Source organism: Stenotrophomonas sp. YJH_SMC_36 (genome assembly GCF_059369935.1).
Genome location: NZ_JCAFTD010000008.1, coordinates 192,841 through 218,050 on the forward strand (window position 1 = coordinate 192,841; position 25,210 = coordinate 218,050).

Annotated in this window: 24 protein-coding genes; 11 read left to right on the forward strand and 13 right to left on the reverse strand. The window is 67.6% G+C overall.

Annotated features, from left to right (window positions below):
• Positions 1-37: 37 nt before the first annotated feature.
• From AC5P76_RS16485 to AC5P76_RS16495, 3 genes are read left to right on the forward strand one after another with little or no spacing between them, the layout of a single operon-like run.
• Positions 38-769, forward strand: a complete 732-nt coding sequence (locus AC5P76_RS16485; RefSeq protein ID WP_053516964.1) for a CoA transferase subunit A — start codon at positions 38-40, stop codon at positions 767-769.
• Between the two features lies 1 nt (position 770).
• Positions 771-1,403 (forward strand): CoA transferase subunit B, encoded by a 633-nt coding sequence (locus AC5P76_RS16490; protein ID WP_065175345.1) that lies wholly within the window; start codon positions 771-773, stop codon positions 1,401-1,403.
• Positions 1,404-1,451: 48 nt separating this feature from the next.
• On the forward strand, positions 1,452-2,039 hold the full coding sequence (locus AC5P76_RS16495) for an alpha-ketoglutarate-dependent dioxygenase AlkB family protein (RefSeq protein WP_164152899.1): 588 nt from the start codon (positions 1,452-1,454) through the stop codon (positions 2,037-2,039).
• An 8-nt stretch (positions 2,040-2,047) separates the two neighbouring features.
• Here the strand turns inward: AC5P76_RS16495 and AC5P76_RS16500 are convergent, their stop codons facing one another.
• The 4 genes from AC5P76_RS16500 to AC5P76_RS16515 are packed head-to-tail and all read right to left on the reverse strand — an operon-like array spanning position 2,048 to position 5,566.
• Positions 2,048-2,689 (reverse strand): ABC-type transport auxiliary lipoprotein family protein, encoded by a 642-nt coding sequence (locus AC5P76_RS16500; protein WP_053516961.1) that lies wholly within the window; start codon positions 2,687-2,689, stop codon positions 2,048-2,050.
• Positions 2,686-3,612: an MlaD family protein gene (locus AC5P76_RS16505; protein ID WP_128988236.1), complete on the reverse strand. Its 927-nt coding sequence runs from the start codon at positions 3,610-3,612 to the stop codon at positions 2,686-2,688. The genes AC5P76_RS16500 and AC5P76_RS16505 overlap by 4 nt, the downstream gene beginning before the upstream one ends.
• A gap of 3 nt (positions 3,613-3,615) precedes the next feature.
• On the reverse strand, positions 3,616-4,443 hold the full coding sequence (locus AC5P76_RS16510; RefSeq protein ID WP_053516958.1) for an ABC transporter ATP-binding protein: 828 nt from the start codon (positions 4,441-4,443) through the stop codon (positions 3,616-3,618).
• Position 4,444: 1 nt separating this feature from the next.
• Positions 4,445-5,566 (reverse strand): ABC transporter permease, encoded by a 1,122-nt coding sequence (locus tag AC5P76_RS16515; RefSeq protein ID WP_053516957.1) that lies wholly within the window; start codon positions 5,564-5,566, stop codon positions 4,445-4,447.
• Between the two features lie 92 nt (positions 5,567-5,658).
• On the opposite strand from AC5P76_RS16515, the gene AC5P76_RS16520 reads away from it, so the two are divergent.
• Positions 5,659-6,918 carry a threonine/serine exporter family protein gene (locus AC5P76_RS16520; RefSeq protein WP_053516956.1) on the forward strand — a complete coding sequence of 420 codons (1,260 nt, stop codon included), beginning with the start codon at positions 5,659-5,661 and terminating at the stop codon, positions 6,916-6,918.
• A 54-nt stretch (positions 6,919-6,972) separates the two neighbouring features.
• Here the strand turns inward: AC5P76_RS16520 and AC5P76_RS16525 are convergent, their stop codons facing one another.
• The 3 genes from AC5P76_RS16525 to AC5P76_RS16535 form a co-directional block, all read right to left on the reverse strand.
• A complete protein-coding gene (locus tag AC5P76_RS16525) occupies positions 6,973-7,353 on the reverse strand; it encodes an H-NS histone family protein (protein ID WP_053516955.1) in 381 nt (126 codons plus the stop codon).
• Between the two features lie 222 nt (positions 7,354-7,575).
• A complete protein-coding gene (locus tag AC5P76_RS16530) occupies positions 7,576-9,267 on the reverse strand; it encodes a proline--tRNA ligase (RefSeq protein WP_180875768.1) in 1,692 nt (563 codons plus the stop codon).
• 460 nt (positions 9,268-9,727) lie between these two features.
• Positions 9,728-10,105, reverse strand: a complete 378-nt coding sequence (locus tag AC5P76_RS16535) for a DUF4124 domain-containing protein (RefSeq protein WP_197572565.1) — start codon at positions 10,103-10,105, stop codon at positions 9,728-9,730.
• An 80-nt stretch (positions 10,106-10,185) separates the two neighbouring features.
• On the opposite strand from AC5P76_RS16535, the gene pssA reads away from it, so the two are divergent.
• From pssA to rimI, 3 genes are read left to right on the forward strand one after another with little or no spacing between them, the layout of a single operon-like run.
• A complete protein-coding gene (gene pssA / locus AC5P76_RS16540) occupies positions 10,186-10,962 on the forward strand; it encodes a CDP-diacylglycerol--serine O-phosphatidyltransferase (protein ID WP_053516952.1) in 777 nt (258 codons plus the stop codon).
• Positions 10,963-11,015: 53 nt separating this feature from the next.
• Positions 11,016-11,456, forward strand: a complete 441-nt coding sequence (locus AC5P76_RS16545; protein WP_253120256.1) for a hypothetical protein — start codon at positions 11,016-11,018, stop codon at positions 11,454-11,456.
• Positions 11,453-11,950: a ribosomal protein S18-alanine N-acetyltransferase gene (rimI, locus tag AC5P76_RS16550; protein WP_053516950.1), complete on the forward strand. Its 498-nt coding sequence runs from the start codon at positions 11,453-11,455 to the stop codon at positions 11,948-11,950. The genes AC5P76_RS16545 and rimI overlap by 4 nt, the downstream gene beginning before the upstream one ends.
• A gap of 75 nt (positions 11,951-12,025) precedes the next feature.
• Here rimI and AC5P76_RS16555 read toward each other — a convergent pair whose 3' ends face one another.
• The 4 genes from AC5P76_RS16555 to AC5P76_RS16570 form a co-directional block, all read right to left on the reverse strand.
• The gene (locus tag AC5P76_RS16555) at positions 12,026-12,847 is read right to left on the reverse strand and encodes an EamA family transporter (protein ID WP_111186577.1); all 822 of its coding nucleotides are present in this window, start codon (positions 12,845-12,847) and stop codon (positions 12,026-12,028) included.
• Between the two features lie 63 nt (positions 12,848-12,910).
• Complete coding sequence (locus tag AC5P76_RS16560; protein WP_197600669.1) at positions 12,911-15,754, reverse strand: valine--tRNA ligase; 2,844 nt, start codon at positions 15,752-15,754, stop codon at positions 12,911-12,913.
• 72 nt (positions 15,755-15,826) lie between these two features.
• Complete coding sequence (locus tag AC5P76_RS16565) at positions 15,827-16,252, reverse strand: DNA polymerase III subunit chi (protein WP_004154132.1); 426 nt, start codon at positions 16,250-16,252, stop codon at positions 15,827-15,829.
• Between the two features lie 82 nt (positions 16,253-16,334).
• Positions 16,335-17,813 (reverse strand): leucyl aminopeptidase, encoded by a 1,479-nt coding sequence (locus tag AC5P76_RS16570; protein WP_111186579.1) that lies wholly within the window; start codon positions 17,811-17,813, stop codon positions 16,335-16,337.
• A gap of 104 nt (positions 17,814-17,917) precedes the next feature.
• Here AC5P76_RS16570 and lptF point away from each other — a divergent pair, with 104 nt between their 5' ends.
• Positions 17,918-19,000 (forward strand): LPS export ABC transporter permease LptF, encoded by a 1,083-nt coding sequence (gene lptF, locus AC5P76_RS16575; protein ID WP_253120250.1) that lies wholly within the window; start codon positions 17,918-17,920, stop codon positions 18,998-19,000.
• Positions 18,997-20,103 carry an LPS export ABC transporter permease LptG gene (gene lptG, locus AC5P76_RS16580; RefSeq protein ID WP_053516943.1) on the forward strand — a complete coding sequence of 369 codons (1,107 nt, stop codon included), beginning with the start codon at positions 18,997-18,999 and terminating at the stop codon, positions 20,101-20,103. Before lptF ends, lptG begins: the two co-directional genes overlap by 4 nt.
• Positions 20,104-20,144: 41 nt before the next feature.
• Here lptG and AC5P76_RS16585 read toward each other — a convergent pair whose 3' ends face one another.
• The gene (locus AC5P76_RS16585) at positions 20,145-20,636 is read right to left on the reverse strand and encodes an RDD family protein (RefSeq protein ID WP_065175339.1); all 492 of its coding nucleotides are present in this window, start codon (positions 20,634-20,636) and stop codon (positions 20,145-20,147) included.
• Positions 20,637-20,692: 56 nt separating this feature from the next.
• On the opposite strand from AC5P76_RS16585, the gene xerD reads away from it, so the two are divergent.
• Complete coding sequence (gene xerD / locus AC5P76_RS16590) at positions 20,693-21,670, forward strand: site-specific tyrosine recombinase XerD (protein ID WP_253120252.1); 978 nt, start codon at positions 20,693-20,695, stop codon at positions 21,668-21,670.
• Positions 21,671-21,771: 101 nt separating this feature from the next.
• On the forward strand, positions 21,772-22,563 hold the full coding sequence (locus tag AC5P76_RS16595; RefSeq protein ID WP_065182489.1) for a DsbC family protein: 792 nt from the start codon (positions 21,772-21,774) through the stop codon (positions 22,561-22,563).
• Positions 22,564-22,682: 119 nt separating this feature from the next.
• Here AC5P76_RS16595 and AC5P76_RS16600 read toward each other — a convergent pair whose 3' ends face one another.
• On the reverse strand, positions 22,683-24,782 hold the full coding sequence (locus tag AC5P76_RS16600) for a glycosyl hydrolase family 18 protein (RefSeq protein WP_065175337.1): 2,100 nt from the start codon (positions 24,780-24,782) through the stop codon (positions 22,683-22,685).
• Positions 24,783-25,210: the final 428 nt, after the last annotated feature.

Here is a 25,210-nt window from a genome sequence, read left to right on the forward strand (position 1 = left end):
GAATGCGGGCATCCTTACCGTGTGGGACAGCAAAGCGATGGACAAGTCCAATACCGGCGGCAAGCGCAGCAAGCGCTATGCCAGCGCGGCCCAGGCGCTGGAGGGCGTGGTCGCCGATGGCCAGACGCTGGCCGTCGGCGGCTTCGGCCTGTGTGGCATACCCGAGGCACTGATCGCAGCCTTGCGCGACAGTGGAGTCAAGGGCCTGACCGTGATCTCCAACAATGCCGGTGTCGATGGCTTCGGCCTGGGCCAGCTGCTGGAAACACGCCAGATCAGCAGGATGATTTCGTCGTACGTGGGCGAGAACAAGGAGTTCGAGCGCCAGTTCCTGGCCGGTGAGCTGGAGCTGGAATTCAATCCACAGGGCACCCTGGCCGAGCGCCTGCGTGCCGGCGGCGCCGGAATTCCTGCCTTCTTCACTGCCACCGGCTACGGCACGGTGGTGGCCGAAGGCAAGGAGACCCGCGAATTCGACGGCAGGCACTATGTGCTGGAAACCGCGCTGCGTGCCGACGTTGCCCTGGTGAAGGCGTGGAAGGCCGACGAAGCCGGCAACCTGGTGTTCCGCAAGACCGCGCGCAATTTCAATCCTGCCTGCGCGATGGCCGGCAAGGTGTGCATCGCCGAAGTGGAAGAGGTGGTGCCGGTCGGTGCGATCGATCCGGACCAGGTGCATCTGCCGGGGATCTATGTGCATCGCATCGTGCACAACGCGCATCCTGAAAAGCGAATCGAGCAGCGCACCGTGCGTGCGGAGGGCAACTGACATGGCGTGGACCCGCGATGAGATGGCGGCCCGCGCCGCCCGTGAACTGACCGACGGTGCCTATGTGAACCTGGGCATCGGCCTGCCGACCCTGGTCGCCAACCACATTCCCGAAGGCGTGGACGTGTGGCTGCAATCCGAGAACGGCCTGCTTGGCATCGGCCCGTTCCCGACCGAAGCCGAGGTCGATGCCGACCTGATCAACGCCGGCAAGCAGACCGTGACCGCGCGCGCCGGTGCCAGCTACTTCGGCAGCCATGACAGTTTCGCCATGATCCGTGGCGGCCACATCAACCTGGCCATTCTTGGCGCGATGCAGGTGACCGACAAGGGCGATCTGGCGAACTGGATGGTGCCCGGCAAGATGGTCAAGGGCATGGGCGGCGCGATGGACCTGGTGGCCGGCGTGCAGCGCGTGGTGGTGCTGATGGAGCACACCGCGAAGAACGGCGAGCACAAGGTGCTGGCCGAATGCACGCTGCCGTTGACCGGCGTGGGCGTGGTCGACCGCATCATCACCGATCTGGCTGTGTTCGACGTGACCGATGCCGGTCTGGTGCTGGTGGAGACCGCGCCGGGGGTTGACGAGGACGAACTGAAGGAAAAGACCGGCGTGCCGTTCCGGCGTGCCTGAGTCCGGCGGGGCGGCCTCGTGCCGCCCCGACACTGCCTGGCGATCCCGATGCTGTTTCCACACGAGCTGCCCGATGCCGACGTCCGTCATGTTCCGGGCTGGCTGCTGCCGGATCGGGCGGATGCGCTGCAGCGGACACTGGGCGAACAGGTGGCCTGGGATGTGCACCGCATCCGGATGTTTGGTCACTGGGTGGATTCGCCGCGGCTGAGCAGTTGGATCGGCGATCCGCAGGCGCGCTACCGGTATTCCGGCGCCGAGTTCGTCCCGCGGCCCTGGCTGCCGGCATTGCAGGCGCTGCGCCTGCGATTGCAGGAAGAGGGTATCGGCCGGTTCAACAGCGTGCTGCTCAATCGATACCGCGATGGTGGCGATTACATGGGGTGGCACAGCGACGACGAACCCGAACTGGGACCGGCGCCGGTGATCGCTTCACTGAGCCTGGGTGCGGCGCGGCGTTTCCTGCTGCGACGACGCGACGAGCCGGCACGCAAGGCGGAGTTCCTGCTGGGCCATGGCGATCTGCTGTTGATGGCCGGCAGCACCCAGCGCTTCTATCAGCACGCGTTGCCGAAGATGGCGCGGGCCCAGGGCGAGCGGATCAACCTGACATTCCGTTGGATCACGCCGCGCTGAGCGAGGGATCAGCGCGGTGCTGCGGCGCTGTCGTTCTGCCCACTGACCAGCGTCCAGCCGACCACGTCCTGCGCGATCTGCTGCAGGCCACGTTCGAACGCCGCCGCAACCGCCGGCACATCGGTACTGCCAACGGGCTGCGCCTGGCGGAAGGTGCGATCAGCGACCACGCGCTGGTCGGCCACGTGGATCAGCTTGGCATTGAGTTCGATCACCACCGTCGGCGTGGTCTGGCCCTGGTAGTCCGATTCGAAACGACGGATGTCCGTGGACAGCTTGTAATCGGCGCGGATACCGGCGGCGGTGCGGGCCACGCCGTTGATGCGGCCGGAGTCCTCGAAACCGCGCAGCAGCGTGTCCTCGATCATGTCGGTGGCCGGCTGGGCCCAGCTGGCACCCCTGTAGATCTCCAGCTCCGACGGCGTGGGACGCACGTTGATGCGCGGGCTGTCGACCATGCGCGCCGCGCTGGGTTTGGCCAGCACCAGCTGCCAGGCGACCTGGGGCCAGCTGGGATCGACCTTCACCTGCACGGCAGGCGAGTACAGGGTGACGGGATTCTTGTCGCCGCTGCCGAGGATCGAGCAGCCCGACAGCAGCGCCAGGGCCAGGCCTGGCAGCAGCAGGCGTGGGAAGAGGGTCGGGCTCATTTGGGTTCGAACTCCTTCGGGGCATCGCGGCCGAGCAGATAGCGCGCGGGGTTGTTCTCGAGGCGGTCGCTGACCCGGCGCAGGTCGCGGATCAGGCCACGCAGTTCGGTCAGGGTCGGGCCCAGCTGGCCGAGCCCGTCATTGGCGAAGCTGTTGATCGCGGCGCGGTTCTCGCCAAGGATCGAATCGGCATTGCCGGCAGCCGAATCGAGCTTGACCAGGGTAGCGTCGAGCTTGTCGATGATGCCCGGCAGCTGCTGCACCAGGTTCTTGTCGAGGCGCTCGATGGTGCCGTTGGTGGTCTTCAGCGTGGTGTCCAGGCTGCGTGCGGCATCGCGCGCGCTGAGCAGCAGCGCCTGTGTGCCCTGGTCACGGTCGGCCAGTCCGCCGCTGATGGTTTCCAGGTTGGCCAGGGTCGCGTTGATCGACGCCACGTTGCGATCGCTGAGGATCTGGTCCATGCGCTCGACGATGCGGTTGGCCACATCGGTGATGTTCTGCAGTGCCGAAGGCGTGGTCGGGATGATCGGCGCCGGGTCCTTGTTGACCGTGGTCAGTGCCGGCGACTGCGGCGTGCCACCGCTGAGCTGGATGATCGACGGACCGGTCAGGCTGGTGATCGCCAGCTTGGCACGGGTATCGGTCTTCACCGGCGTGGTGGAGTTCAGGCGGATGCGCGCCACCACCTGGCGCGGATCGTCCGGTACCAGGTTCAGCTCGATGATCGAGCCGACCGCGATGCCGTTGTACTGCACCGGGCTGCCGACCGACAGGCCGGTCACCGCCTCGCGGAACACCACGCGGTATTCCTGCCAGGTGCGGTCGGAAGAGTACTTGGCTGCCCACAGGCCGAAGGCCAGCAGGGCCAGGCCGGTGATCAGGGTGAACGCGCCGATCAGCACGTAGTTGGCTTTGGTTTCCATGGCTCAGGCACTCTCGATCTGTTCACCACGCGCGGCACGCGCACGTGGTCCGTGGAAGTATTCCTGGATCCACGGATGATCCAGTTTCTCGATTTCCGCAAGCGGTGCGTTGGCGATCACCTTGTGATCGGCCAGCACGGCGACGCGGTCGCAGATGGCGTACAGCGTGTCCAGGTCATGGGTGATCAGGAACACGGTCAGGCCCAGCGCTTCCTGCAGGGTCTTGATCAGCCGGTCGAAGGCCGCCGCGCCGATCGGGTCCAGGCCGGCGGTCGGTTCGTCCAGAAACAGCAGCGGCGGGTCCAGTGCCAGCGCGCGGGCCAAGCCGGCACGCTTGCGCATGCCGCCGGACAGCTGAGAGGGCAGCTTGTTGATCGCATCGGCGGGCAGGCCGGCCAGCTTCACCTTCAGCAGTGCCAGCTCGTAGTGCCAGCGTTCGGGAAGGTCGCGATGATGCTCCTTCAGCGGAACCTGCACGTTCTCGCCGACGGTCAGCGAGGAGAACAGCGCGCCATCCTGGAACAGCACGCCGGTGTTGCGCTCGATATGCAGCCGGCTTTCGGCATCGTCGGCACGCGCATCGCGGCCGAGCACTTCGATCTGTCCTTCATCCGGCACGCGCAGGCCCAGGATCGAGCGCATCAGCACGGACTTGCCGGTGCCCGAGCCGCCGACGACGCCGAGGATCTCGCCGCGCCGCACGTCCAGGTCGAGGTCCTCATGGACGGTCTGGCTGCCGAAGCGGTTGACCAGCCCACGCACGCGGATGGCCAGGTCATGGCCATCGTCATCACGCATCTCGAAGGTGCCGGAACCGGAGGTCGTGTTCATGTCACCAGTCCATATGCATGAACCACAACGCCGCAAAGGCGTCGATGATGATCACCAGCGAGATGGTCTGCACCACGCTGGATGTGGTGCGCTCGCCGACCGACTGTGCGGTGCCGGTGACCTTCAGGCCCTCCAGGCAGCCGATCAGGCCGATCACCACCGCGAAGACGGGCGCCTTGGACAGGCCGACCAGCATGTGCCGCACCTCCATCGTGTCGTGCATCCGCGCGATGTACATCTGCGGCGGAATGTCCAGATCGAACGCGCCGACAGTGATGCCGCCGGCCAGGCCGGCAATCATCGCGATGAAGGTCAGCAGCGGCAGGGTCACCAGCAGCGCGAACAGGCGCGGCAGTACCAGCAGATCGATCGGGTCCAGGCCCAGCGTGCGCATCGCATCGATCTCCTCGCGGGCCTTCATCGCGCCGATCTGCGCGGTGAACGCGCTTGCCGTGCGGCCGGCCAGCACGATCGCGGTCAGCAGCACGGCGAACTCGCGCAGGAAGGCGATGTTGACCAGCTCGACCACGTAGATCTCCGCGCCGAAGTCGCGCAGGATGGTCGAGCCCAGGAACGCGATCACCGCACCGACCAGGTAGGACAGCAGCGCCACCAGCGGCACGGCGTCCAGGCCCACCTGCTCCATCTGATGCACGGTGGCGGTGAGGCGGAAGCGCCGCGGCTGCTTGACCAGGCGAGCGGTCTTGACCATCGCCTCACCGAGGAAGCTGGCCAGGGCCACGATGTTGTGGCCGGTGCCATGCATGCTGACGCCCAGCCGTTCCAGCGCGGCCAGCACGCCGAAGTCGCGCTTGGGCTTGGGCCGGTCGTCGGCCACTTCCTCGATGGTGCACACCAGTGCCTGGTGATCCGGCCGGAACTGCAGCGCATCCTCACCGAGGTCGGCGCGATGGGCCACGCGCAACAGCTGCAGTACGCCGGCCGAATCGAGCTGCTCGATGCCCGTGGCGTCAATGCCGGTCAGTTTGTCGGGAACGGCGCGCAGCACCTCGGCCGCGGCGAGCGCGGTCTTCAAGGTCCAGTGGCCGGACAGGCGGATCAGCCCGGGGTCGTGGGCGTCCTGTTCGAGCTGGGGGGCGAGGTTCTGGGTCACGTGGGCCATTCGGGTCGCAGCATAACCGTTCTGTATTGTGCTTCGCGTTGAACCAGGATGAATTCCTCCGGCGGGGCCCGGCCTAGGTAATACTACGGCGCATGTCCGCAGACGCTCACACGATCCCCACGCCCCAGGCCACCTACGCGCAGCGCGTGGCCTTCGTTTCCGAGATCGCCGGCCGCCTCCACAGCTACGGCACCACGGCCCAGCGTCTGGAAACGGCCGTGGTCGCACTGGCAAAACAGCTCGATCTCGATTGTGAACCGTGGTCTAACCCCACCGGCATCATCCTCAGCTTCAGCGACCCGGCCCAGGCGATTGGCTCCAGCGACATCACCCGCGTGATCCGCCTGGCACCGGGCGAGAACGACCTGCACAAGCTCAGTGTCGCCGACCGGATCGCCGAGGAAGTGGCCAACGGGCGGATGAGCATCGCGCAGGGGCACACCGCGCTGCGTCAGCTGGACAAGGATCCCGGCCGTCGCGGCAAGCTCCGCACCATCCTCTCGTTCACGCTCGGCGCGGCCGGCGTCGCCGGCATGTGGAAGCTGCCCTGGCTGGACATCGCCACCGCCGGTGTCATCGGCCTGATGATCGGCCTGCTCGGCATGGTCACCGACCGTCGCCCGGCGACCCGCGAGGCCGCCGAGGCGCTGGCCGCGCTGCTGGCTGGCCTGGTTGCCACCTTGGTCGCTTCGTTTGTCGGCGCGCTCAACCTCAACACGGTGATCATCGCCTCGCTGGTGGTGCTGCTGCCCGGCATGTCGCTGACCAATGCGGTCAACGAACTGGCCAGCCAGCACTGGGTGTCAGGCACCGCGCGGTTTGCCGGTGCGCTGACCACGATCATGAAACTGAGCGTCGGCGCGATGATCGCGGTGACCCTGGCCGATGTGCTGGGCCTGGACCCGGTGATCCGTGCCTCGCGACCGCAGGGACCGTGGGTGGAGTGGGGGTCGCTGCTGACCGCGGCCTTCGCCTTCGCGATGCTGTTCAAGGCCAGCCGTCGCGATTATCCCTGGGTGATTGCCGCGTCCGTGGCCGGCTATGCCATTTCCAAGTTTGGCGGGCACGCCTGGGGGGCACCGGCAGGCATCTTCCTGTCGGCGATGGTGCTGACCGCCGGCGGCAACCTGTTCGGTCGGCTGGCCGGGCGTCCGGGTGCGATCATCCGCCTGCCGGGCATCATCATGATGGTCCCTGGCAGCACCAGCCTGCGTGGCGTGCTGACGCTCGTCCAGCAGCAGGATGTCGGTGCCGGCCAGAGCGTGTTCCTGACCGTGCTCAACGTGGTGATGGCGCTGGTGGCGGGCCTGCTGTTCGGCAACCTCTTGATGCCGGCGCGCAAGACGTTGTGATGGAATGAAGAACGCCGGCTTGCGCCGGCGTTCTTCATTCTTTCCGATCCGGCCTCAGGCCTTCTTGATCAGGAAATCTTCCGGCTTCTTGCTGCCCTTGGCGGTCAGCTCGGCCATCCAGCGCGGCTGCTTGCCACGGCCGGTCCAGGTTTCCTTCGGGTTGGCCGGGTTGCGGTACTTCGGGGCGACCTTGCCCAGCTTGCGGCCGGCGGTCTTGGACGGCGCCGCTGCCTTGCGGGCGCGTGGCTTGGCAGCCGTGGTAGCGGTACCGAACAACTCCTCGATGGTGTAACCCTCGGTCTTGGCCAGCTTGCTCAGCTGGGCCCGCACCTTGGCGATCGGGCGACGCTTGGCGACGATGGTCTGCTGCTTTTTCGCGGTGCGGATCAATGCGCCCAGCTCGCGTGCCGACAGGCCGGTCAGGTCGATGCTCATCTACGGTTACTCCGGAAACTAATAGGGGACAGGGACGAGCCGGTCCGTGGCGTCGGCGCACAGGATAATGATGAATTAAATCCAGTACAAATCATGCATGTCAGGGTATGGCGATGGACCGACTGCATCGTGACCATTTTGACCGGATTATGTCCAGTTGCATATTCACCGGCCCACCGCCGGTACAAAGAAAAAGACCGGGGCATGCCCCGGTCCTGTCACTCAACCCTGCAGGCGTTGCAGCAGGGTAGCCTTATCCAGGCTTTCGGCTTCGCTGGCACGTCGCGAGCGGTACTCGTACGTGCCGGCCGCCAGGCCGCGCTCGCTGACCACCACGCGATGCGGGATGCCGATCAACTCCATGTCGGCAAACATCGCACCCGGGCGCAGCCCGCGATCATCCAGCGCGGCATCGAGACCGGCATCGCGCAGTTCCTGCAGCAGGCCGGCAGCGGCTTCGGCCACAGCGGCATCGCCCTTGGGGTTGATGACGCACACCACCACCTGCCACGGCGCCATCGCGTCCGGCCAGATGATGCCGGCATCGTCATGATTCTGTTCGATCGCGGCAGCGACCACGCGCGAGATGCCGATCCCGTAGCAGCCCATTGCCATCACTGCGGCCTTGCCGTTCTCGTCCAGTACGGTGGCGTCCAGTGCTTCGGCGTACTTGCGGCCAAGCTGGAACACGTGGCCGACTTCGATGCCACGGGCGATCTTCAACTCGCCGCCGTCCAGCGCACGGTCACCGGCACGCACGTTGCGGATATCGACCACTTCCGGTTCCGGCAGGTCGCGGCCCCAGTTGACTCCAGCCAAGTGGAAGCCCGCTTCATTGGCACCGACCACGAAATCGGACATCGCCGCCACTTCGCGGTCGGCCACCACGCGGATCGCCTTGGCCGGTGAAACCGGGCCGAGGAAGCCGGGCACGCTGCCCAGGTACTCGGCGATCTCCGCTTCGCTGGCAAAGCGCTGCTCTTCCAGGCCGGGAACCTTGCCCAGCTTGATCTCGTTGACCTCGTGGTCGCCACGGACCAGCACCAGCACGAACCCTTCGTCGGTCATCAGCGCCACCGACTTCACCGTGCGCTGCAGCGCGATGCCGAGCAGGGCGGCAACGTCCTCGCAGGTCTTCTGGGTGGGGGTCTCGACCTTGCGCATCGTCTCGCCGGCTGCCGCGCGCGGTGCCGGTTCCGCGGCGATCGCCGCTTCCATGTTGGCCGCGTAGTCCGAGCCGGTGGAGAACACCAGCGCGTCCTCGCCCGAATCGGCGATCACATGGAATTCCTGCGACGCGTCGCCACCGATCGCGCCGGAATCGGCCTGCACCATGCGGAAGTCCAGGCCCAGCCGGGTGAAGATGCGGCTGTAGGCGGCCTTCATGTTCTCGTACTCGCGCACCAGGCACTCATCGTGCAGGTGGAACGAATAGGCGTCCTTCATCAGGAATTCGCGTGCACGCATCACGCCGAAGCGCGGGCGGATCTCATCGCGGAACTTGGTCTGGATCTGATAGAAGTTCACCGGCAGCTGCTTGTAGCTGGACAGTTCGCTGCGCGCGAAGTCGCACGCGGCTTCCTCGGCGGTCGGGCTATAGCAGAACACCTGGTCCTTGCGATCCTTGATCTTCAGCAGCTGCGGCCCGAACTTCTGCCAGCGGCCGGTCTGCTCCCACAGCTCCTTGGGCTGGATGGTCGGAATCTGGAACTCCACGGCGCCGGCGCGATCCATTTCCTCCCGCACGATGCGTTCGACCTTGCGCAGCACGCGCAGTCCCAGCGGCGACCAGGTGTACAGGCCGGAGGCGAGCTTGCGGATCATGCCCGCACGCAGCATCAGGCGGTGGCTGGTCAGCTCCGCGTCGCTGGGGGTTTCCTTGGTGGTGTGCAGGTGGAACTGGGAGAGGCGCATCGTCGGCTTCGGTCTACGGCAGAGATCCCTATTCTGCCAGCCCGGGCGGGGGGAGGGTATCGGCAGGGCTGCGCCCTGCACCCGCCTCAGGCAACTTCAACTGCCACAGCAACAGCGGGCTTCGCGTGGGATGGCGGGGTGGATCCGGTGGCAGGGGACGCCGTAAACCCGTCCACGGGGGCTTGGTCGCGGCATCCATGCCGCTCACACCCCTGCCACCGGACCCGCCCCGCCTTCGACAGATCTCTGCGACCTGCCAGGACATGCCCTGGGGTCAGATCCGTTTTCCTGCGGAAACGGATCTGACCCCATTTTTGATTCGATGTAGCCCCATGGATGGGTTTACGGCGTGTCCTGCCAGCCCACACCGCCCCGCCAGACCAGCAGAAAACCAGAGCCGCTTTGGCATTTGACGTTGCCGTTGCCTGAAGCAGGTGCAGGGCGCAGCCCTGCCGACCCCTCAACCGGCTGCTGGGCAGTAGGCCTTGATGCTGGCTTCAGCCAGTCCCTTCTGCGCGGTGCGCTGCTCCGCGGTCAGTACGGTGTCGCCCTTGCCGTCGCCGTCGGTGTCCTGCATCACCTGGCCGGAGCCTTCCAGCAGGGCCAGGTTGGCACGGGCGGTGCTGCACTGCTCCGGTACGGGTGCGGCCGGGCGTTCGGCGCTGTCAGCCGATGGCGCCGAGCGCGCCTGCGCCCGGGTCTCGTAGGTCCTGCCTGCTGGCGGGGTTTCCGAATACTGGGTGACGCCGTTGGCGTCCTTCCACTTGTAGACGGGGCCGGCCATGGCACTGGAACTGGCCAACAGCAGCAGGCATCCCAGGCAGGACAGGGCACGCATGGCAAACTCCGCAGAATGGGCGTAGAACGCCGATTGCAGCATTGGCACCGACCGCTGGCAAGTCGATTAAACTGGATTCCATGGACCCGATCACACCGCCGCCGCGTTCGCGCACGATTTATCTGCTGCCCAACCTGTTCACCACTGCGGGCCTGTTCGCGGGCTTCTACGCGATCATCGCCGCTGCCAACGGGGATTTCGTCAATGCCAGCATCGCGGTGTTCGTGGCGGCGGTGATGGACGGCCTGGATGGCCGTGTCGCGCGCCTGACCGGCACCAGCAGCGAGTTCGGCGTGCAGTACGACTCGCTGGCCGACCTGGTCAGCTTCGGCATGGCGCCGGCACTGGTGATGTACCACTGGTCGCTGTCCTGGCTGAAATTCGATGATCCCCTGCTGGGCCGTGTCGGCTGGGCCGTGGCGTTCCTGTACGCCGCATGTGCGGCGCTGCGCCTGGCCCGCTTCAATACACAGGTCGCGGTGGTGGACAAGCGCTGGTTCGTCGGCCTGGCCAGCCCGGCTGCTGCCGGGCTGATGATGTCGTTCGTCTGGGCCTTCGCCGATGGCAACCTGGGCTGGGATGGCAATCAGCTGCGCTATGTGGCGCTGGCGGTGACGCTGGTCGCTGCGCTGCTGATGGTCAGCCGCATCCGCTTCTGGAGCTTCAAGGGCGGTGCCGCCAAGGATTCCCGTTCCGACCGGGTGCCGTTCCTGGTCCTGGCACTGGTACCGATGGCCATCGCGATCGCGGTGATCGACCTGCCGCGCGTCCTGTTCGCCGTGGGCATCCTGTATGCCCTGTCCGGCCCGGTGATGTGGGCGGTGCAGCGCCTGCGCAAGAAGTCCGAGGCCGCGTGAGCCAGGATCTGCCCGTGCTGTGGTCACCGGCCCAGCAGGCCTGGCTGCAGGCGATGGGCTATACCGTCTATCACGACGGCCAGCTCGCCGCGGAGCTGGACGCTGCATTGCAGCTGAGCGTGGCCGACGCCGATGCGGCCACCCCCCCGGCAGCGCAGTCTCCGTCACGCCAGCCCGAACCGGCAGCGGTGGAGCCGGCACCGCGCCAGCCGCGGAGTCCGTCGCCGCCGCCTCGCACCGCGCCCGCCGTGGTGCCGGCAACCGAACCTCAGGCGGCACGCGCAGCCTCGGCGGGCACCACCCGGCAGCCGGCGGTACGTCTGCCTGATCGCCTGCAGATCGCGCTGCTGCGCGCATCCGGCTGCAACCCCAACGATGCCGCGACGCAGGCGCTGATGGACAGCTGGCCGTTGGAGCAGCTGCGCCGTGATCCAGCCGCCAAGCGCGCGCTGTGGCCGCAGCTGCGCGCCCTGCGCAAGCGGGGCGCGCCGTGAGTGCGGTCAGCCAGCCCGGCCCGGTGCGCCTGCGGGCGCTGCGCGAGAGCGATCTTGCCGAGGTGATGGCGATCGAGGTGCGTGGCTATCCCTTCCCGTGGACCCGCGGCATATTCATCGATTGCCTGCGTGCGGGTTATCCCGGTCTGGCAATGGAGCGCGATGGCCAGCTGCTCGGCTACGGCGTGCTGAGCATCGCTGCCGACGAGGCGCATGTGCTGAACATCTGCATCGATCCGCTGGTGCAGTCACGCGGGCTGGGGCGGCAGCTGCTGCGTGCGCTGGTGCAGCTGGCTGGTGATCGCGGTGCCCAGCGTGTGTTCCTGGAAGTGCGCCCGTCCAATGCGCCGGCGCTGGCGCTGTATCACAGCGAAGGGTTCAACGAGATCGGCCGGCGTCCGCGCTATTACCCGGCCGCGCAGGGACGCGAGGACGCGGTGGTGATGGCGATCGAGCTGGTCGAGGGCGACCTGCAGACGATGCCGCCGCTGTAACCGGCATGCGCCGCGTTGCCCGCCGGTACGGCCGGGCGCTGGCGGCAGGTGCCAACCTTGGCGGGCACGTGTGGCTCACGCCAGCCGCAGGGCCAGCACTCCGCTGACGATCAGCGACGCCGCCAGCCAGCGCACGCGCGGTATCCGTTCACGCAGCAGGAATGCCGAGATCAGCAGGGCGAACAGGATCGAGGACTCGCGCAGGGCCGACACCATCGCGACCGGTACCTGGGTCATCGCCCACAGTGCCATCGCATAGGACGCGGTGGTGCCCACGCCGCCGGCCAGGCCCAGCGGCCAATGCTGGCGCGCATAGGTCAGCACCGCGCTGCGGCGGGTGTACAACGCCCACAGCGGCAGCGGGATGCCCGACAGCAGGAACAGCCACAACGTGTAGGCCAGCGGGCTGCCCGACAGGCGCGCGCCGTGCGCATCGACCAGGGTGTAGGTTGCGATCATCGTCGCCGTCAGCAGCGGCAGGCCGAGCTGGCCTGCGCGCGCGCCCAGTGCCATGGCCAGGATGCCGCTGCTGACCAGCGCCACGCCCAGCCACGCCGCTGCGGGCAGTGATTCGCCGAGCACGGTGCCGGCCAGCGCGACCAGGATCGGTGCGCAACCGCGCATGAGCGGATACGCCAGGCTCATGTCCACCTGCTGATAGCAGCGCGCGACCAGCGCGTAATAGACCACCTGCAGCAGTACCGAGGCCGCCAGCCACGGCCAGCTGGTCACGTCCGGCAGAGGAAGGAGAGGCAGCAGCGCGGCGGACAGCAGTGCGGCGCTGCCGGTGACGAGCACGGTGCCGAGGAGCTTGTCGGCGCCACGCTTGACGATGGCGTTCCAGCTGGCATGCAGCGCGGCAGCGGCGAGAACCAGCAGGAAGATCGAAAGCGGCATCCTCTGATGATGCCAAAAGACCTGGGCGGGTGCGGACCTGGATCCGCACCCGCCGGTCGGCTGTTACAGCTTCGCGCGTTGTTCGCGCAGGCCGGCCAGCTGGGTGTTCCAGTCGGCCAGGCGCACGCGCTCCTGCTCGACCACCGCAGCCGGCACCTTGTCGGTGAACCGGGCCAGCTTGGTTTCGCTCTTCTCCTGCTCGCCTTCCACGCGCTTGATCTCCTTGTCCAGGCGTGCACGTTCGGCATCCAGATCGACCAGGCCTTCCAGCGGCACCAGCAGCTTCAACTCACCGACGATGGCGGCGGCCGCAGGCGGAGCGCTTTCGCCTTCGCCCAGCCACTGCACGCTGTCCAGCTTCAGCAGGAACGACAGCGACGCACTGAAGCGTTCGACGCGGGCACGATCCTGCTGCTGGCCGGCCTGCAGGCGCAGGGGCACCAGCCTGGACGGTGCGACGTTCAGTTCGCTGCGCACGCGGCGCACCGCGCTGATCACCGCCTTGAGCCATTCGACGTCGGCCTCGGCCTGGGCGAAATCGCCCTGGAACTCGGCTGCGGTCGGGTAGGGGCGCAGCGACAGCGTGGTTTCGGCCAGGCCCAGGCGCGGGGCGAGCTGCTGCCACAGCTGTTCGGTGATGAACGGCGTCAACGGGTGCAGCAGGCGCAGCAGGGCTTCCAGCACATACAGCAGGGTGTGGCGGGTGCTTTCGGCATCCGCTGCGTCGCTGCCGCTCAGCGCCGGCTTGCTCAGTTCGAGGAACCAGTCGCAGAACGCATTCCACGCGAACTCGTACAGGCACTGCGCCAGCAGGTCGAAGCGGTAGGCGGCGAAGTGGCCCTGCGCTTCAGCGGTGGTGGCCGCCAGGCGTGCAAGGATCCAGCGCTCGGCATCGGTGCGCGGTGTCGGCACGCCGCTGAACGCCGCACCTTCGGTGTTCATCAGCGCGAAGCGGCTGGCATTCCACAGCTTGTTGCAGAAGTTCTTGTAGCCTTCGGCTCGGTTCATGTCGAACTTGATGTCGCGGCCATGGGTGGCCAGCGCCGCGATGGTGAAGCGCAGCGCGTCGGCGCCGTGGGCGGCGATGCCGTCCGGGAACTCCCTGCGCGTGGCTTTCTCGATCTTCTCCACCATCTTCGGCTGCATCAGGCCGCCGGTGCGCTTGGCGACCAGGTCATCGATGCTGATGCCATCGATGATGTCCAGCGGGTCGAGCACGTTGCCCTTGCTCTTGGACATCTTCTGGCCTTGTCCGTCGCGGATCAGGCCGGTGAAGTAGACGTCCTTGAACGGAATCTTTCCGGTCAGGTTGTCGGTGGCCATGATCATGCGGGCCACCCAGAAGAAGATGATGTCGAAGCCGGTGACCAGCACCGACGACGGCAGGTAGCGGTCGAAGCCACGCTCGGCCATGGCCTGTTCGTTCGGCCAGCCCAGGGTGGAGAACGGCCACAGCTGGGAGGAGAACCACGTTTCCAGCACGTCGCTTTCCTGGTTCAGCACGACATCGCTGCCGAGCTCGTGCTTTGCCCGCACCTCATCCTCGCTGCGACCGACGTAGCAGGTGCCGGTGGCAGCGTCGAACCACGCCGGAATGCGGTGGCCCCACCACAGCTGGCGGCTGATGCACCAATCCTGGATGTTGGCCATCCAGTGACGGTAGGTGTTGATCCAGTTCGGCGGCACGAAGGAGATGCTGCCCGGCTTCCCATCGGTACCTTCGACCAGCTCCAGGCCGCGCTTGGCCAGCTCGTCCATCTTCACGAACCACTGGTCGGTCAGGTACGGCTCGATCACCTGGCCGGTGCGGTCGCCGCGCGGCACCTGCAGCTTGTGCGCCTTGGTCTCGACCAGGATGCCCAGGTCTTCCAGCTCGGACAGCACGGCCTTGCGTGCTTCATAGCGGTCCAGGCCCTGGAAGCGTTCCGGGGCGTTCTCATTCAGCGCCGCCACCGGAGTGAACAGGTTGATCATCGGCAGGCTGTGGCGCACCCCGACCTGGTAATCGTTGAAGTCATGCGCGGGCGTGACCTTGACCACGCCGGTACCGAACGCGCGGTCCACGTAATCATCGGCGATCACCGGCACGCGGCGGCCGGTCAGCGGCAGCACCACGGTCTTGCCGATCAGGTGCGCGTACCGCTCGTCTTCCGGATGCACCATCACGGCGGTGTCGCCCAGCAGGGTCTCCGGGCGGGTGGTGGCCACCACCAGGTAATCGCGGGTCTCGCGCAGGGTTTCGTTACCGTCGGCGTCGCGCTCGACGTGCTCGTAGCTCAGACCATCATCGAGCTGATAGGCGATCGACCACAGGAAACCGTCTTCTTCGGCGCTCTCCACTTCCAGGTCGGAGATGGCGGTCTTCAGCACCGGATCCCAGTTGACCAGACGCTGGCCGCGGTAGATCAGGCCCTGCTCATGCCAGCGCACGAAGGCCTCGATCACCGCCGCCGAGGGCTGCGGGTCCATGGTGAAGGTGCTGCGCGACCAGTCGGCCGACGTGCCGAGGCGGCGCATCTGTCGTTCGATGGTGTCGCCGGACTGCTGCTTCCACTCCCAGACCTTGCCGATGAAGCCTTCGCGGCCCAGCGAGTCACGGGTTTCGCCCTTGCCTTCCAGCGCCAGGTTGCGGCTGACCACCATCTCGGTGGCGATGCCGGCGTGGTCGGTGCCGACCTGCCACAGCGTGTCGTAGCCGCGCATGCGGTGGTAACGCACCAGCGCATCCATCAGGGTCTGCTGGAAGGCGTGTCCCATGTGCAGCGTGCCGGTCACATTCGGCGGTGGCAGCAGGATGGTGTAGGGCTCGCCCTGGCCGGACGGCTTGAAGTGGCCGGCCTTCTCCCAGGCCTCGTAGAGGTCGGTCTCGAAGGACTTCGGGTCGTAGCTGGAGGCGAGTTGGGTCATGCGGGGGAACCAGGAGGTAATCGTTGAAGGATCAGGGCGCGGGGGTGGCCCATCAAGGGGGCCGCGGGGCGCTCACATGTCGTGCTTGTTCAGGTCGTAACCGGCGGCCTTGTACTGGCGCCAGCGTTCGCGCAGCGGTTCGCGCGCTTCAGGGTCGGCCGGGACCACTTCCAGCACGCGCTCGCACTGGCCCAGCCAGGGGTCGTCGCGCAGGTTGATCACCAGCGGGCGGGCCGGCGCCTCGGTGCCGGGCACGGCGATCAGCACCAGCGCTTCTTCCTCGTCCATGTCCTCGCCGGCAATCTGATGCGGGATGTAGGCGTCGTCATCGAACGCCCACAGCAGTTCGTCCAGTTCCTCGGCCTGGGCCTGGTCACGCGCCAGCACCAGGGTGAACAGGCCGGCATCGTTGGCCTTGCGTGCCAGCTCGCAGACCAGGCGCAACGGCTCGGTCAGGAAACGGGGCTTGGCGATCAGGTAGAAGTCGGCGCGGGGCATGGCAGGGTCCGGAACAGGCGGGGGCCCGGTCTGGCCGGGCGAGGCCCTGGCCGGCGGTGGCCGGCCAGGGTCTGGTACAGCATCAGGCGCGGGCGGCCTGGTCCAGCAGCCACTGGCTCAGCAGGCCGACCGGGCGGCCGGTGGCCATGCCACGCTTGCCCTCGTCGCTGGCGACGCCGGCGATGTCCAGGTGAGCCCAGCGCTGGCCTTCGGCGAAGCGCGACAGGAAGCAGCCGGCGGTGATGGCGCCGGCCCAGCGGCCGCCGATGTTGTAGACGTCGGCGAAGGTCGAATCCAGCATCGGCTGGTACTCATCCCACAGCGGCAGGCGCCAGGCGCGGTCGAACACGTGCTCGCCGGCGGCCAGCAGCTCGTTGGCCAGGTCGTCGTGCTTGCTCATCAGGCCCGCGGTCTGATGGCCGAGGGCGACCATGCAGGCGCCGGTCAGGGTGGCGACGTCGACCAGCGCGGCCGGCTCGAAGCGCTGCGCGTAGGTCAGCGCATCGCACAGGATCAGGCGGCCTTCGGCGTCGGTGTTGCCGACTTCGATGGTCTTGCCCGACATCGAGGTGATGACGTCGGACGGGCGGTAGGCGTTGCCGTCGATGGCGTTCTCCACGGCCGGCACCACCACCACCAGGTTCACCGGCAGCCTGGCCTTGACCGCAGCGACGAAGGTGCCGATGACGTTGGCGCCGCCGCACATGTCGTACTTCATTTCCTCGATGCCGCCCTGGGTCTTCAGGTTGACGCCACCGGTATCGAAGGTGATGCCCTTGCCGACCAGCACATAGGGCTTGGCGTCGCCGGCACCGGTCCATTTCAGTACGACCAGGCGCGGGCGATTGGCCGAACCACGGGCCACGGCCAGCAGCGAGCCCATGCCCAGGGCTTCCATCTGGGTCTCGTCGAGGATCTCGGCCTCGGCGCCGTCATGCTCGCTGGCGAACTTCACGCCGACTTCGGCCAGGTAGGCCGGGGTGCAGTAGTTCGGCGGCAGGTTGCCCAGTTCGCGGGCGAACTCGACACCGGCAGCAATGGCCTGGCCCTGGGCCAGGGCCTGCGCGTCGTCACCGGCGATGGCCAGCTGGGCCAGCCCGGCATCATCGGCCTTCTTCTTGCCCAGCGTGGCGGTGTAGCGGTACGCCGCGTGATCGGCAGCGATCACTGCCTGGCGGATCGCCCAGGCCGCATCGCGCTCCTTCACAGCCACTTCAGACAGGGTGAACAGCGCGCTGCGGGTGGCGCCTGCCTTCAGCGCGCGAACGGCGTCGCCTACGGCCTTCAGGTACTGCGGCACGCCGAAGCGGGCGGCTTCACCCAGCCCCACCACCAGCACGCGCGGCGCTGCCACGCCCGGCAGGTCGTGCAGCAGGCTGGTGGCACCGGTCTTGCCGGACAGGTCGCCGCGCTGGGCGAGGGCCGACAGGCGGCCGCCGCTGGCGGCATCCAGCGCCTGTGCGGCCGGAGTCAGGGTATGGTCGGCGTATGCGCCGACCACCAGGCAGTCAACGGGGGCGGCGGCCGGGGCGAGGTGGTTCAGGGTGAATTCGAGAGCCATTGAGCAGATTCCATTGGCAAGTCCGTACAATCGCGGACCGTTTACGCCCAGACGCTAGACTGGGCGGCACCGCGAACGAACCCCAGAGTTTAAACCACCGCCCCATGTTGAAGCTCGACCGCTACCTGCTGGGCGATTTCGTCCAGAGTTTCCTGGCCACCCTGATCGTCCTGCTGGTGGTCAGCGTGGGCGGCGTGCTGGTGGACATCCTCGGCAACATCGCCGACGGGCGCCTGCCGGCCAGGCTACTGTTCTCGCAGCTGGCGCTGCAGTTCATCGTCTACATGCCGCTGATCCTGCCGCTGGCGTTGATGCTGGGCCTGCTGCTGGCGATCGCCCGCCTCTACCGCGACTCGGAAATGGCGGTGATCACCGCCATCGGCGTGGGCCCCAGGCGCCTGCTGCGGCCGCTGCTGATGCTGGTGGTGCCGGTGGTGGCGGTGGTGGGCGCCTGTTCGCTGTGGCTGGGGCCGTGGGCCTCACGCACCGCCGAGCAGATGGTGCAGGACGCCAACCGCAGCGTACTGATGGCCGGCCTGGAGCCCGGGCGCTTCACCCCGCTGCCCAACGGCGGCGTGGTCTACCTGTCCTCGATCTCGCCCGATGGCACCCAGCTGGGCAAGGTGTTCCTGCAGCGTGCCAAGGACGACCGGCTGGAAGTGGTCTCTGCCGCCAGCGGCCGCATGTACTTCGAGGGCGAGCGGCAGCGCTTCCTGGAACTGGACAAGGGCCACCAGGTCGAGGGTCCGCTGGCCGGTGCGCTGGATTACCGGCTGGCCACCTTCGCCCGCAACGATGTGGCCCTGCCTGACGGTGCGCAGACCCGCAAGGATGACGATCCGGAACTGATGTCGACCCTGCAGCTGCTGGGCGACGGCCGCACCCAGGCCCAGGCCGAACTGCATCGCCGGCTGGCCCCGCCGCTGATCGCCCTGGCGTTCGCCCTGCTGACCGTGCCGCTGGGGCGCAGCTCGCCGCGCCAGCAGCGCTATGGGCGCATGATGCTGGCCCTGCTGGCCTACATGGTCGGCACCAACCTGACGTTCATCGGCGCCGGCTGGATCGCCAGTGGCAAGCTGCCGGCGATGCTGGGCCTGTGGTGGCTGACCCTGCCACTGCTGGCGTTCGCGGTCTGGATGTATGCGCGTGATGGACGCATGAGCCTGCCCAAGGGGGCCCGCGCATGATGCTGCGACCGATGCGGTTCGATTTCTACCTCGGGCGCGCGGTGTTCGGCACCGTGCTGTTGACCTGGGCGGTGCTGACCGGCCTGGACGTGGTGATGGCCTTCTCCGGCGAGTTCAAGGACATCGGCAAGAACGGCTACACCCTGGGACACGCCGCGGCGTGGGTGCTGTATACGGTGCCACGCCGCGCCTACACCTTCTTCCCGACCGCGGCGGTGATCGGCGCGCTGATGGGGCTGGGCCAGCTGGCGGCGACCTCCGAACTGACCGCGCTGCGTGCGCTGGGCCTGTCCCGCAAACGCCTGAGCGTGTCGGTGGCGATTGCCCTGTCGCTGCTGACCGCAGTGATGGTGTTCAGCGCCGAGACGCTGGGCCCGTGGGGGCAGAACCGTGCCGATTCGCTGAAGATGAGTGCCAAATGGGGCCAGGACATGGCCGTGGCCCGTTATTCCGGCATGTGGGCACGCGAAGGCGATACCTTCCTCAACGCGCAGAGCGGTGAGGAACAGCTGGTCGGCAACACGGGAACGCGATTGATCCTGCGTGACGTCCGCCTGTACCGGATCGCCGAAGACGGGCGGATCGCATCCCTGACCCACGCCGCCACTGCCGAACATGACAAGGACGGCTGGGTATTGACCGGCGTGCGCCGCGATACCTTCGGCGAGCGCTCGGCAACGCGCGAGGAAGTGGCGCGCGAGCCCTGGAATTCCAAGCTGGACGCGGCGGCACTGGCGACCGGTATCGCCAAGCCGCGCAACCTGAGCGTGTCCGAACTGAGCACGAGCATCGCCTATCGCGAGCGCAACGGCCTGGATGCGCGTGACTTCGAGGATGTGTACTGGAGCCGCTGGTTCTATCCGGTGAACGTACTGGCGCTGTGCCTGGCCGCCGTGCCGTTCGCGTTTGGTTCGCTGCGCAGTGGTGGCATGGGCAAGCGCCTGTTCCTCGGCATCCTGTTCGCGTTGGGCTTCTGGCTGCTGCAGCTGTTCTTCGGGCGCATGGCCGGCGCACTGAAGTTCGACTACCGCATCGCCTACGCGCTGCCGCCGATCGTGATGCTGGTGGTGTCAGGCCTGCTGTTCCGGCGGAAATCAGGCTGATTCTGGCAGCGCCGGGCCATGCCCGGCGCCAGCAGGACACTTCAGCGCTTGGGCATCCGCACCAGACGCGTGCCACTGGCACGGTCGTGCCACGCCAAGCGTTGGCGATCCAGCAGGGCCCACCAGAAGCCCAGCCCGCCCAGCAGCAGCGACAGCGTTGCCACGGCGAACCGCAGCCACAGCTGCGCGCGCCGCAGCGCGGTGCCGTCGGCCGACACCAGTTTCAGCCGCCACGGCCGCATGCCAAGGGTCTGCCCACCCCGGCGCCAGCTGGCGGTTGCATAGGCCCCGGTTACGACCCAGCACACCGCCCACAACAGCCATTGCCAGGCACTGAAGGGCGCGATGTTCTCGCGCTGTGCATGGCCACTGAAGGTGTAGGCCAGGGTGAACGCCGTGCCGGCCAGCATCCACAGCGCGAGCACGGGCAGCGCGTCGTAGACCATCGCCAGCACGCGCCACGGCAGCAGCGCACGGGGGCGCTGCGCCTCGGGCGTGGCAGTGGAAGACACGTCGGTGGCTGGGCTGGACATGCGCCGAGCATACGCAAAGCTGGCCGCGTCCGCAGTCACCCTCGTATCCTCCACGCATGGCCGTCATTTCCACCCCCGCCGAGCGCCGTCAGCTGGTCCAGCAACTGCCTGCACTGCGTGCCGACGACAGCATGCGCATCCAGCGCTTTCTTGATGCCATCTGGGCGGAGAACGGTCTGGCCAGGGCCACCCTGGACAGCTACCGTCGCGATCTGGAAGGGTTGGCACGCTGGCTGGACGGCCGCGAAGGGGGCCTGGCCGGCGTCGAACGCGCCGGGTTGTTCGACTACCTGGCCTGGCGCACGCGCCATGGCTGGTCGCCACGCAGCAATGCGCGCCTGCTGTCGGCGCTGCGTGCGTTCTTCGCCGATGGCGTGCGTCGCGGCGAGCGCAGCGAGGACCCCGGCGCTCTGCTGGATCCGCCGAAGCTGCCACGACTGCTGCCCAAGGCGCTGGCCGAAAGCCAGATCGATGCGTTGCTGGCCGCGCCGGATGTCGGCAGTCCGCTGGGGCTGCGCGATCGGGCCATGCTGGAGCTCATGTACGCCGCGGGCCTGCGCGTGAGCGAACTGGTACTGCTGCCGGCAACGGCGGTGAACCTGCGGCAGGGCGTGCTGCGGGTGACCGGCAAGGGCAGCAAGGAGCGGCTGGTGCCGCTGGGCGAGGAGTCACAGCACTGGCTGGAGCGTTACCTGCAGGATTCACGGCCGCAGCTGGTGGGAAAGGGCGGGGTGCAGGCACTCGCCGATGGGCAGACGCCGCTGTTCATCGAGCCCCGGCTGCACGCGCTCACGCGGCAGGCGTTCTGGCATCTGGTCAAGCGCCACGCGCAGGTCGCCGGCATCGATCCGGCCCGCATCAGCCCGCATGGCCTGCGGCACAGCTTCGCCACCCATCTGCTCAACCGTGGCGCGGACCTGCGCGCGCTGCAGATGCTGCTTGGCCACAGCTCGCTGTCGACCACCCAGATCTACACGCTGGTGGCGCGTGAACACCTGCAGAAGCTGCACGCCCGCCACCATCCCCGTGGTTGAGCGACCTGGATGAACCCCGTCCGGCTTCCGTCAGCGGGCCACGGCGCCGCCCCGGGCGGCTGTGTCAGAATCGGTGGTCCTCTTCTGCTGCGGAATGCTCCATGCTCCGATTCGCCATCGCCGCCGTGTTCGGCGCGCTCAGCCTGACGGCCTGCGCCCAGCCGGCTCCGCCGGCCCCTGCGGCCAAGGCGCCTGCCGCCGCCTCCGCCCGGGCCACCCCGGCTGCCAATGGTCCGGCAGAGCAGGCGGTGCGCGCCGCGCTGACCGCGCTCAACCCCGGTTTCGAAGTGGATTACATCGGCGCCGCGCCCTTCCCCGGTTTCCGCGAGGTGGTGGTCTCCGGTCAGCTGCTGTATGTCTCCGACGACGGCCGCTACCTGTTCCAGTCGCAGCCTTATGACACCCGGGCCAAGGGGCCGGCCAACAGCGAGGGCCTGCTCGGTTACCGTCGCACGCTGCTGGCCAAGGCCAACCACGGCGACCGCATCGTGTTCGCCGCGCCCAACGCCAAGTACACGGTCAGCGTGTTCACCGACATCGAGTGCGGCTATTGCCGCAAGCTGCACCAGGACATCGCCGAACTCAACCGCAACGGCATCAGCGTCGAGTACCTGGCCTTCCCGCGCATGGGACTGGGCAGCAAGGATTACACCGACATGATTTCGGTCTGGTGCGCAGCCGATCGCCGCCAGGCGCTGACCAATGCCAAGCGTGGCGGAACCGTGCCGGCGAAGAACTGCACCAATCCGGTGGCGATGCAGTACGCGCTCGGACAGCAGCTGGGGGTGAACGGTACCCCGGCGATCTTCGCGCCCGATGGCACCCAGCTGGGCGGCTACCTGCCGCCGGCGCAGCTGCGTGCGGCGCTGGAGAAACTGTCGGCCCAGCGCTGACCGGGATATCGCCGGGCAGGGCCCGGCGCTACCCGCCCGGCCACGGTAGCGCCGGGCCATGCCCGGCGGATGCCTTATCCGATCAAGGCCGGGGGCGCACGGCGTCCCCGGCCTTTTCCTTACTTCAGACCATCGCTGACGGCCTTGGTCAGCGTGCCCTGCGCATCGTCACCACTGAATTCCCAGACGAACGCGCCGCCCAGGCCCTGGGTCTTCACGTAGCCCATCTTGCGGGTGATGTTGGCCGGAGTGTCGAAACTCCACAGCGTGCTGCCGTTGTAGATCCAGGTGGCGCCGGCGGTGTTGTCGGTGTAGCCCGGCCAGGCCAGGTTCTTCAGTACCTTCCAGTCTTCGATGCCGGCCTCATAGGTGCCCGGTGCGGCGCCTGAGGCGGTCTGGTACAGGCCATTGTTGGCATTGGCCACGCCCGTCCAGCCACGTCCGTAGTAGCCGATGCCCAGGTTGAGCTTGGCGGCCGGCACACCCCGGCTGATGAAGGCCTCGATGGCGTCGTTGCTGTTGTACAGCTTCTGGTCGCCGGTGGACGGATCATTCGGCGAATCGAACAGTGCCGACTGGTGATTGGTCCTTGCATCCCACGCACCGTGGAAGTCGTAGGTCATCACGTTGATGTAGTCCAGGTACGGGTGATAGGCCGCCGGGTCGGTGACGCGGATCTTGTCGATGCCGGCACCCACCGCCACGGTCAGCAGAAGGCCCGGACGCACCGCATCGAGCTGGCGGCGGAACTCGGCCATGAGTGCGGTGAAGTTGGCGTTGTCCTCGGGCTTGCCGCACTCGATGCCGCAGGCCACGGGGTATTCCCAGTCGATGTCGATGCCGTCGAATACGCCCAGCGCTGCGCCCGTGCCGCCGGCGCCGTCGGTCACCGGCAGGTTGCCCTTGATGTAGGCGTCGATGCAGGAGGCGACGAAGGCCTGGCGGTTCTCCGGACGGGCCGCGCTGGAGAATCCACGCGACCAGGTCCAGCCACCCAGCGAGATCAGCACCTTCAGACCCGGATGCTTGGCCTTGAGCTGCTTGAGCTGGTTCCAGTTGCCGCGCAGCGGCTGGTCCCAGGTATCGGCGCTGCCACTGACGCTCTCGGCGGCGCTGAAGGCCTTGGTGTAATCGGCGAACGCATCGCCACCGGCGCCGCTGTTCGGATCCGACGGCTGGGTCACGCCCACTTCGCAGCGGTTGTTGCGCACGTTGCCGAAGGCGTAGTTGATGTGGGTCAGCCGCGCGGCGGAACCGCTGCTGTCGATGTTCTTCACCCGGTAGTTGCGGCCGTAGATGCCCCACTGGGTGAAGTAGCCGATGACCCGCTTGCCGGTGCCGCCACCGTCGCCGGCCAGGGTGGTGGCGCTGATTTCCGTGCCCTGGGCGGACGCATTGCCGGCGTTGTCGCGGGCACGCACACGGTAGCGGTAGGTGGTGGACGCGGTCAGGCCGCCATCGACGTAGCTGGTGCTGGACGGAGAACCGACCAGGCTGCCGTTGCGGTACACATCGTAACCGGCCACGCCGCTGCCACCGGTGTTGTCGGTGGACGGACTCCAGCTCAGCGCGATGCTGCTGGCGGTACGGGTGCCCACCGCCAGCCCGCCGGGCACGCTGGGTGCGGTGGTATCGCCGCTGGCAGCGTTGACGGTGATGGTGATGGTCGGGGTGCTGGTGGTGGCGTTGTTGTTGTCGGTGGCCACCGCGCGCAGGGTGTGGCTGCCGGCGCTGGCATTGGCCCAGCTGGCGCTGTAGGGAGCGCTGGTATCCACGCCGATCGAGCTGCCGTCGCGGAAGAATTCCACCTTGCTGACGCTGCCGTCCGGGTCGCTGGCGTTGGCGGTGACGTTGATGGTGCTGCCGGCGCTGAAGGTAGCGCCATTGGCCGGTGAGGTCAGGCTGACCACGGGAGGCTGGTTGACGCCGCCGCCATCGCAGGCACCGAGGTTGGTGTAGTAGGGCGCACCGGCCGGATGGTCTGGCGGGGCATTCCAGATGTCCTGGTTTGCCCGGTACAGCACGCCGCCCTTCTGCAGGGTGTCGCCGGCGCGATAGATCTTGGCCTGGTCCCATTCGGCCACGCCGGCACAGCTGGCGGCCTGGGCCAGGCCCGGCAGGCTGGCGGCACCGGCGGCCAGCGCAAGCAGCCAGGCCAGGCGGCGGGGACGACAGCTTCGGGTGGAACGTTCGGCACTGCGCACAATCGGGTCGTACATGGTGTGTCTCCGATCAAAGGGCGCGCGGGCCCCGATGGCGCCGCGCGTGACGCAGGTCCGGGCGTCGCCGGGGAAGGCGACGGGAGGGGCCGGACGGAGGCACCTGGGAGGCCGGGGAGAGAGTCCGGCGCCAGGTGGGGACAACGTTGTCATCAATTGCGTGGTCAATCCGTGAGCAAGCGCATGGTTCCGGGATTCGGGCGGAACGCGCTGGCGCGCAGTTGGCGGCCAACGGCGGAGCCCCCTCGTGGCTGGGGGCGCTTACAGCGGACTTCTGGGGGGGGGGGCGGGTGGGTGGGCTGCGCAGGGGACGCCGTGAATACGTCCCTGTAGGCTCGGGCGCGCCATCCATGGCGCTTACGCCCCTGCGCAGCCCACCCACCCGGCTACGGACAGGTTCCTGCGGCTGCCAGCCACGAAAGACAGAA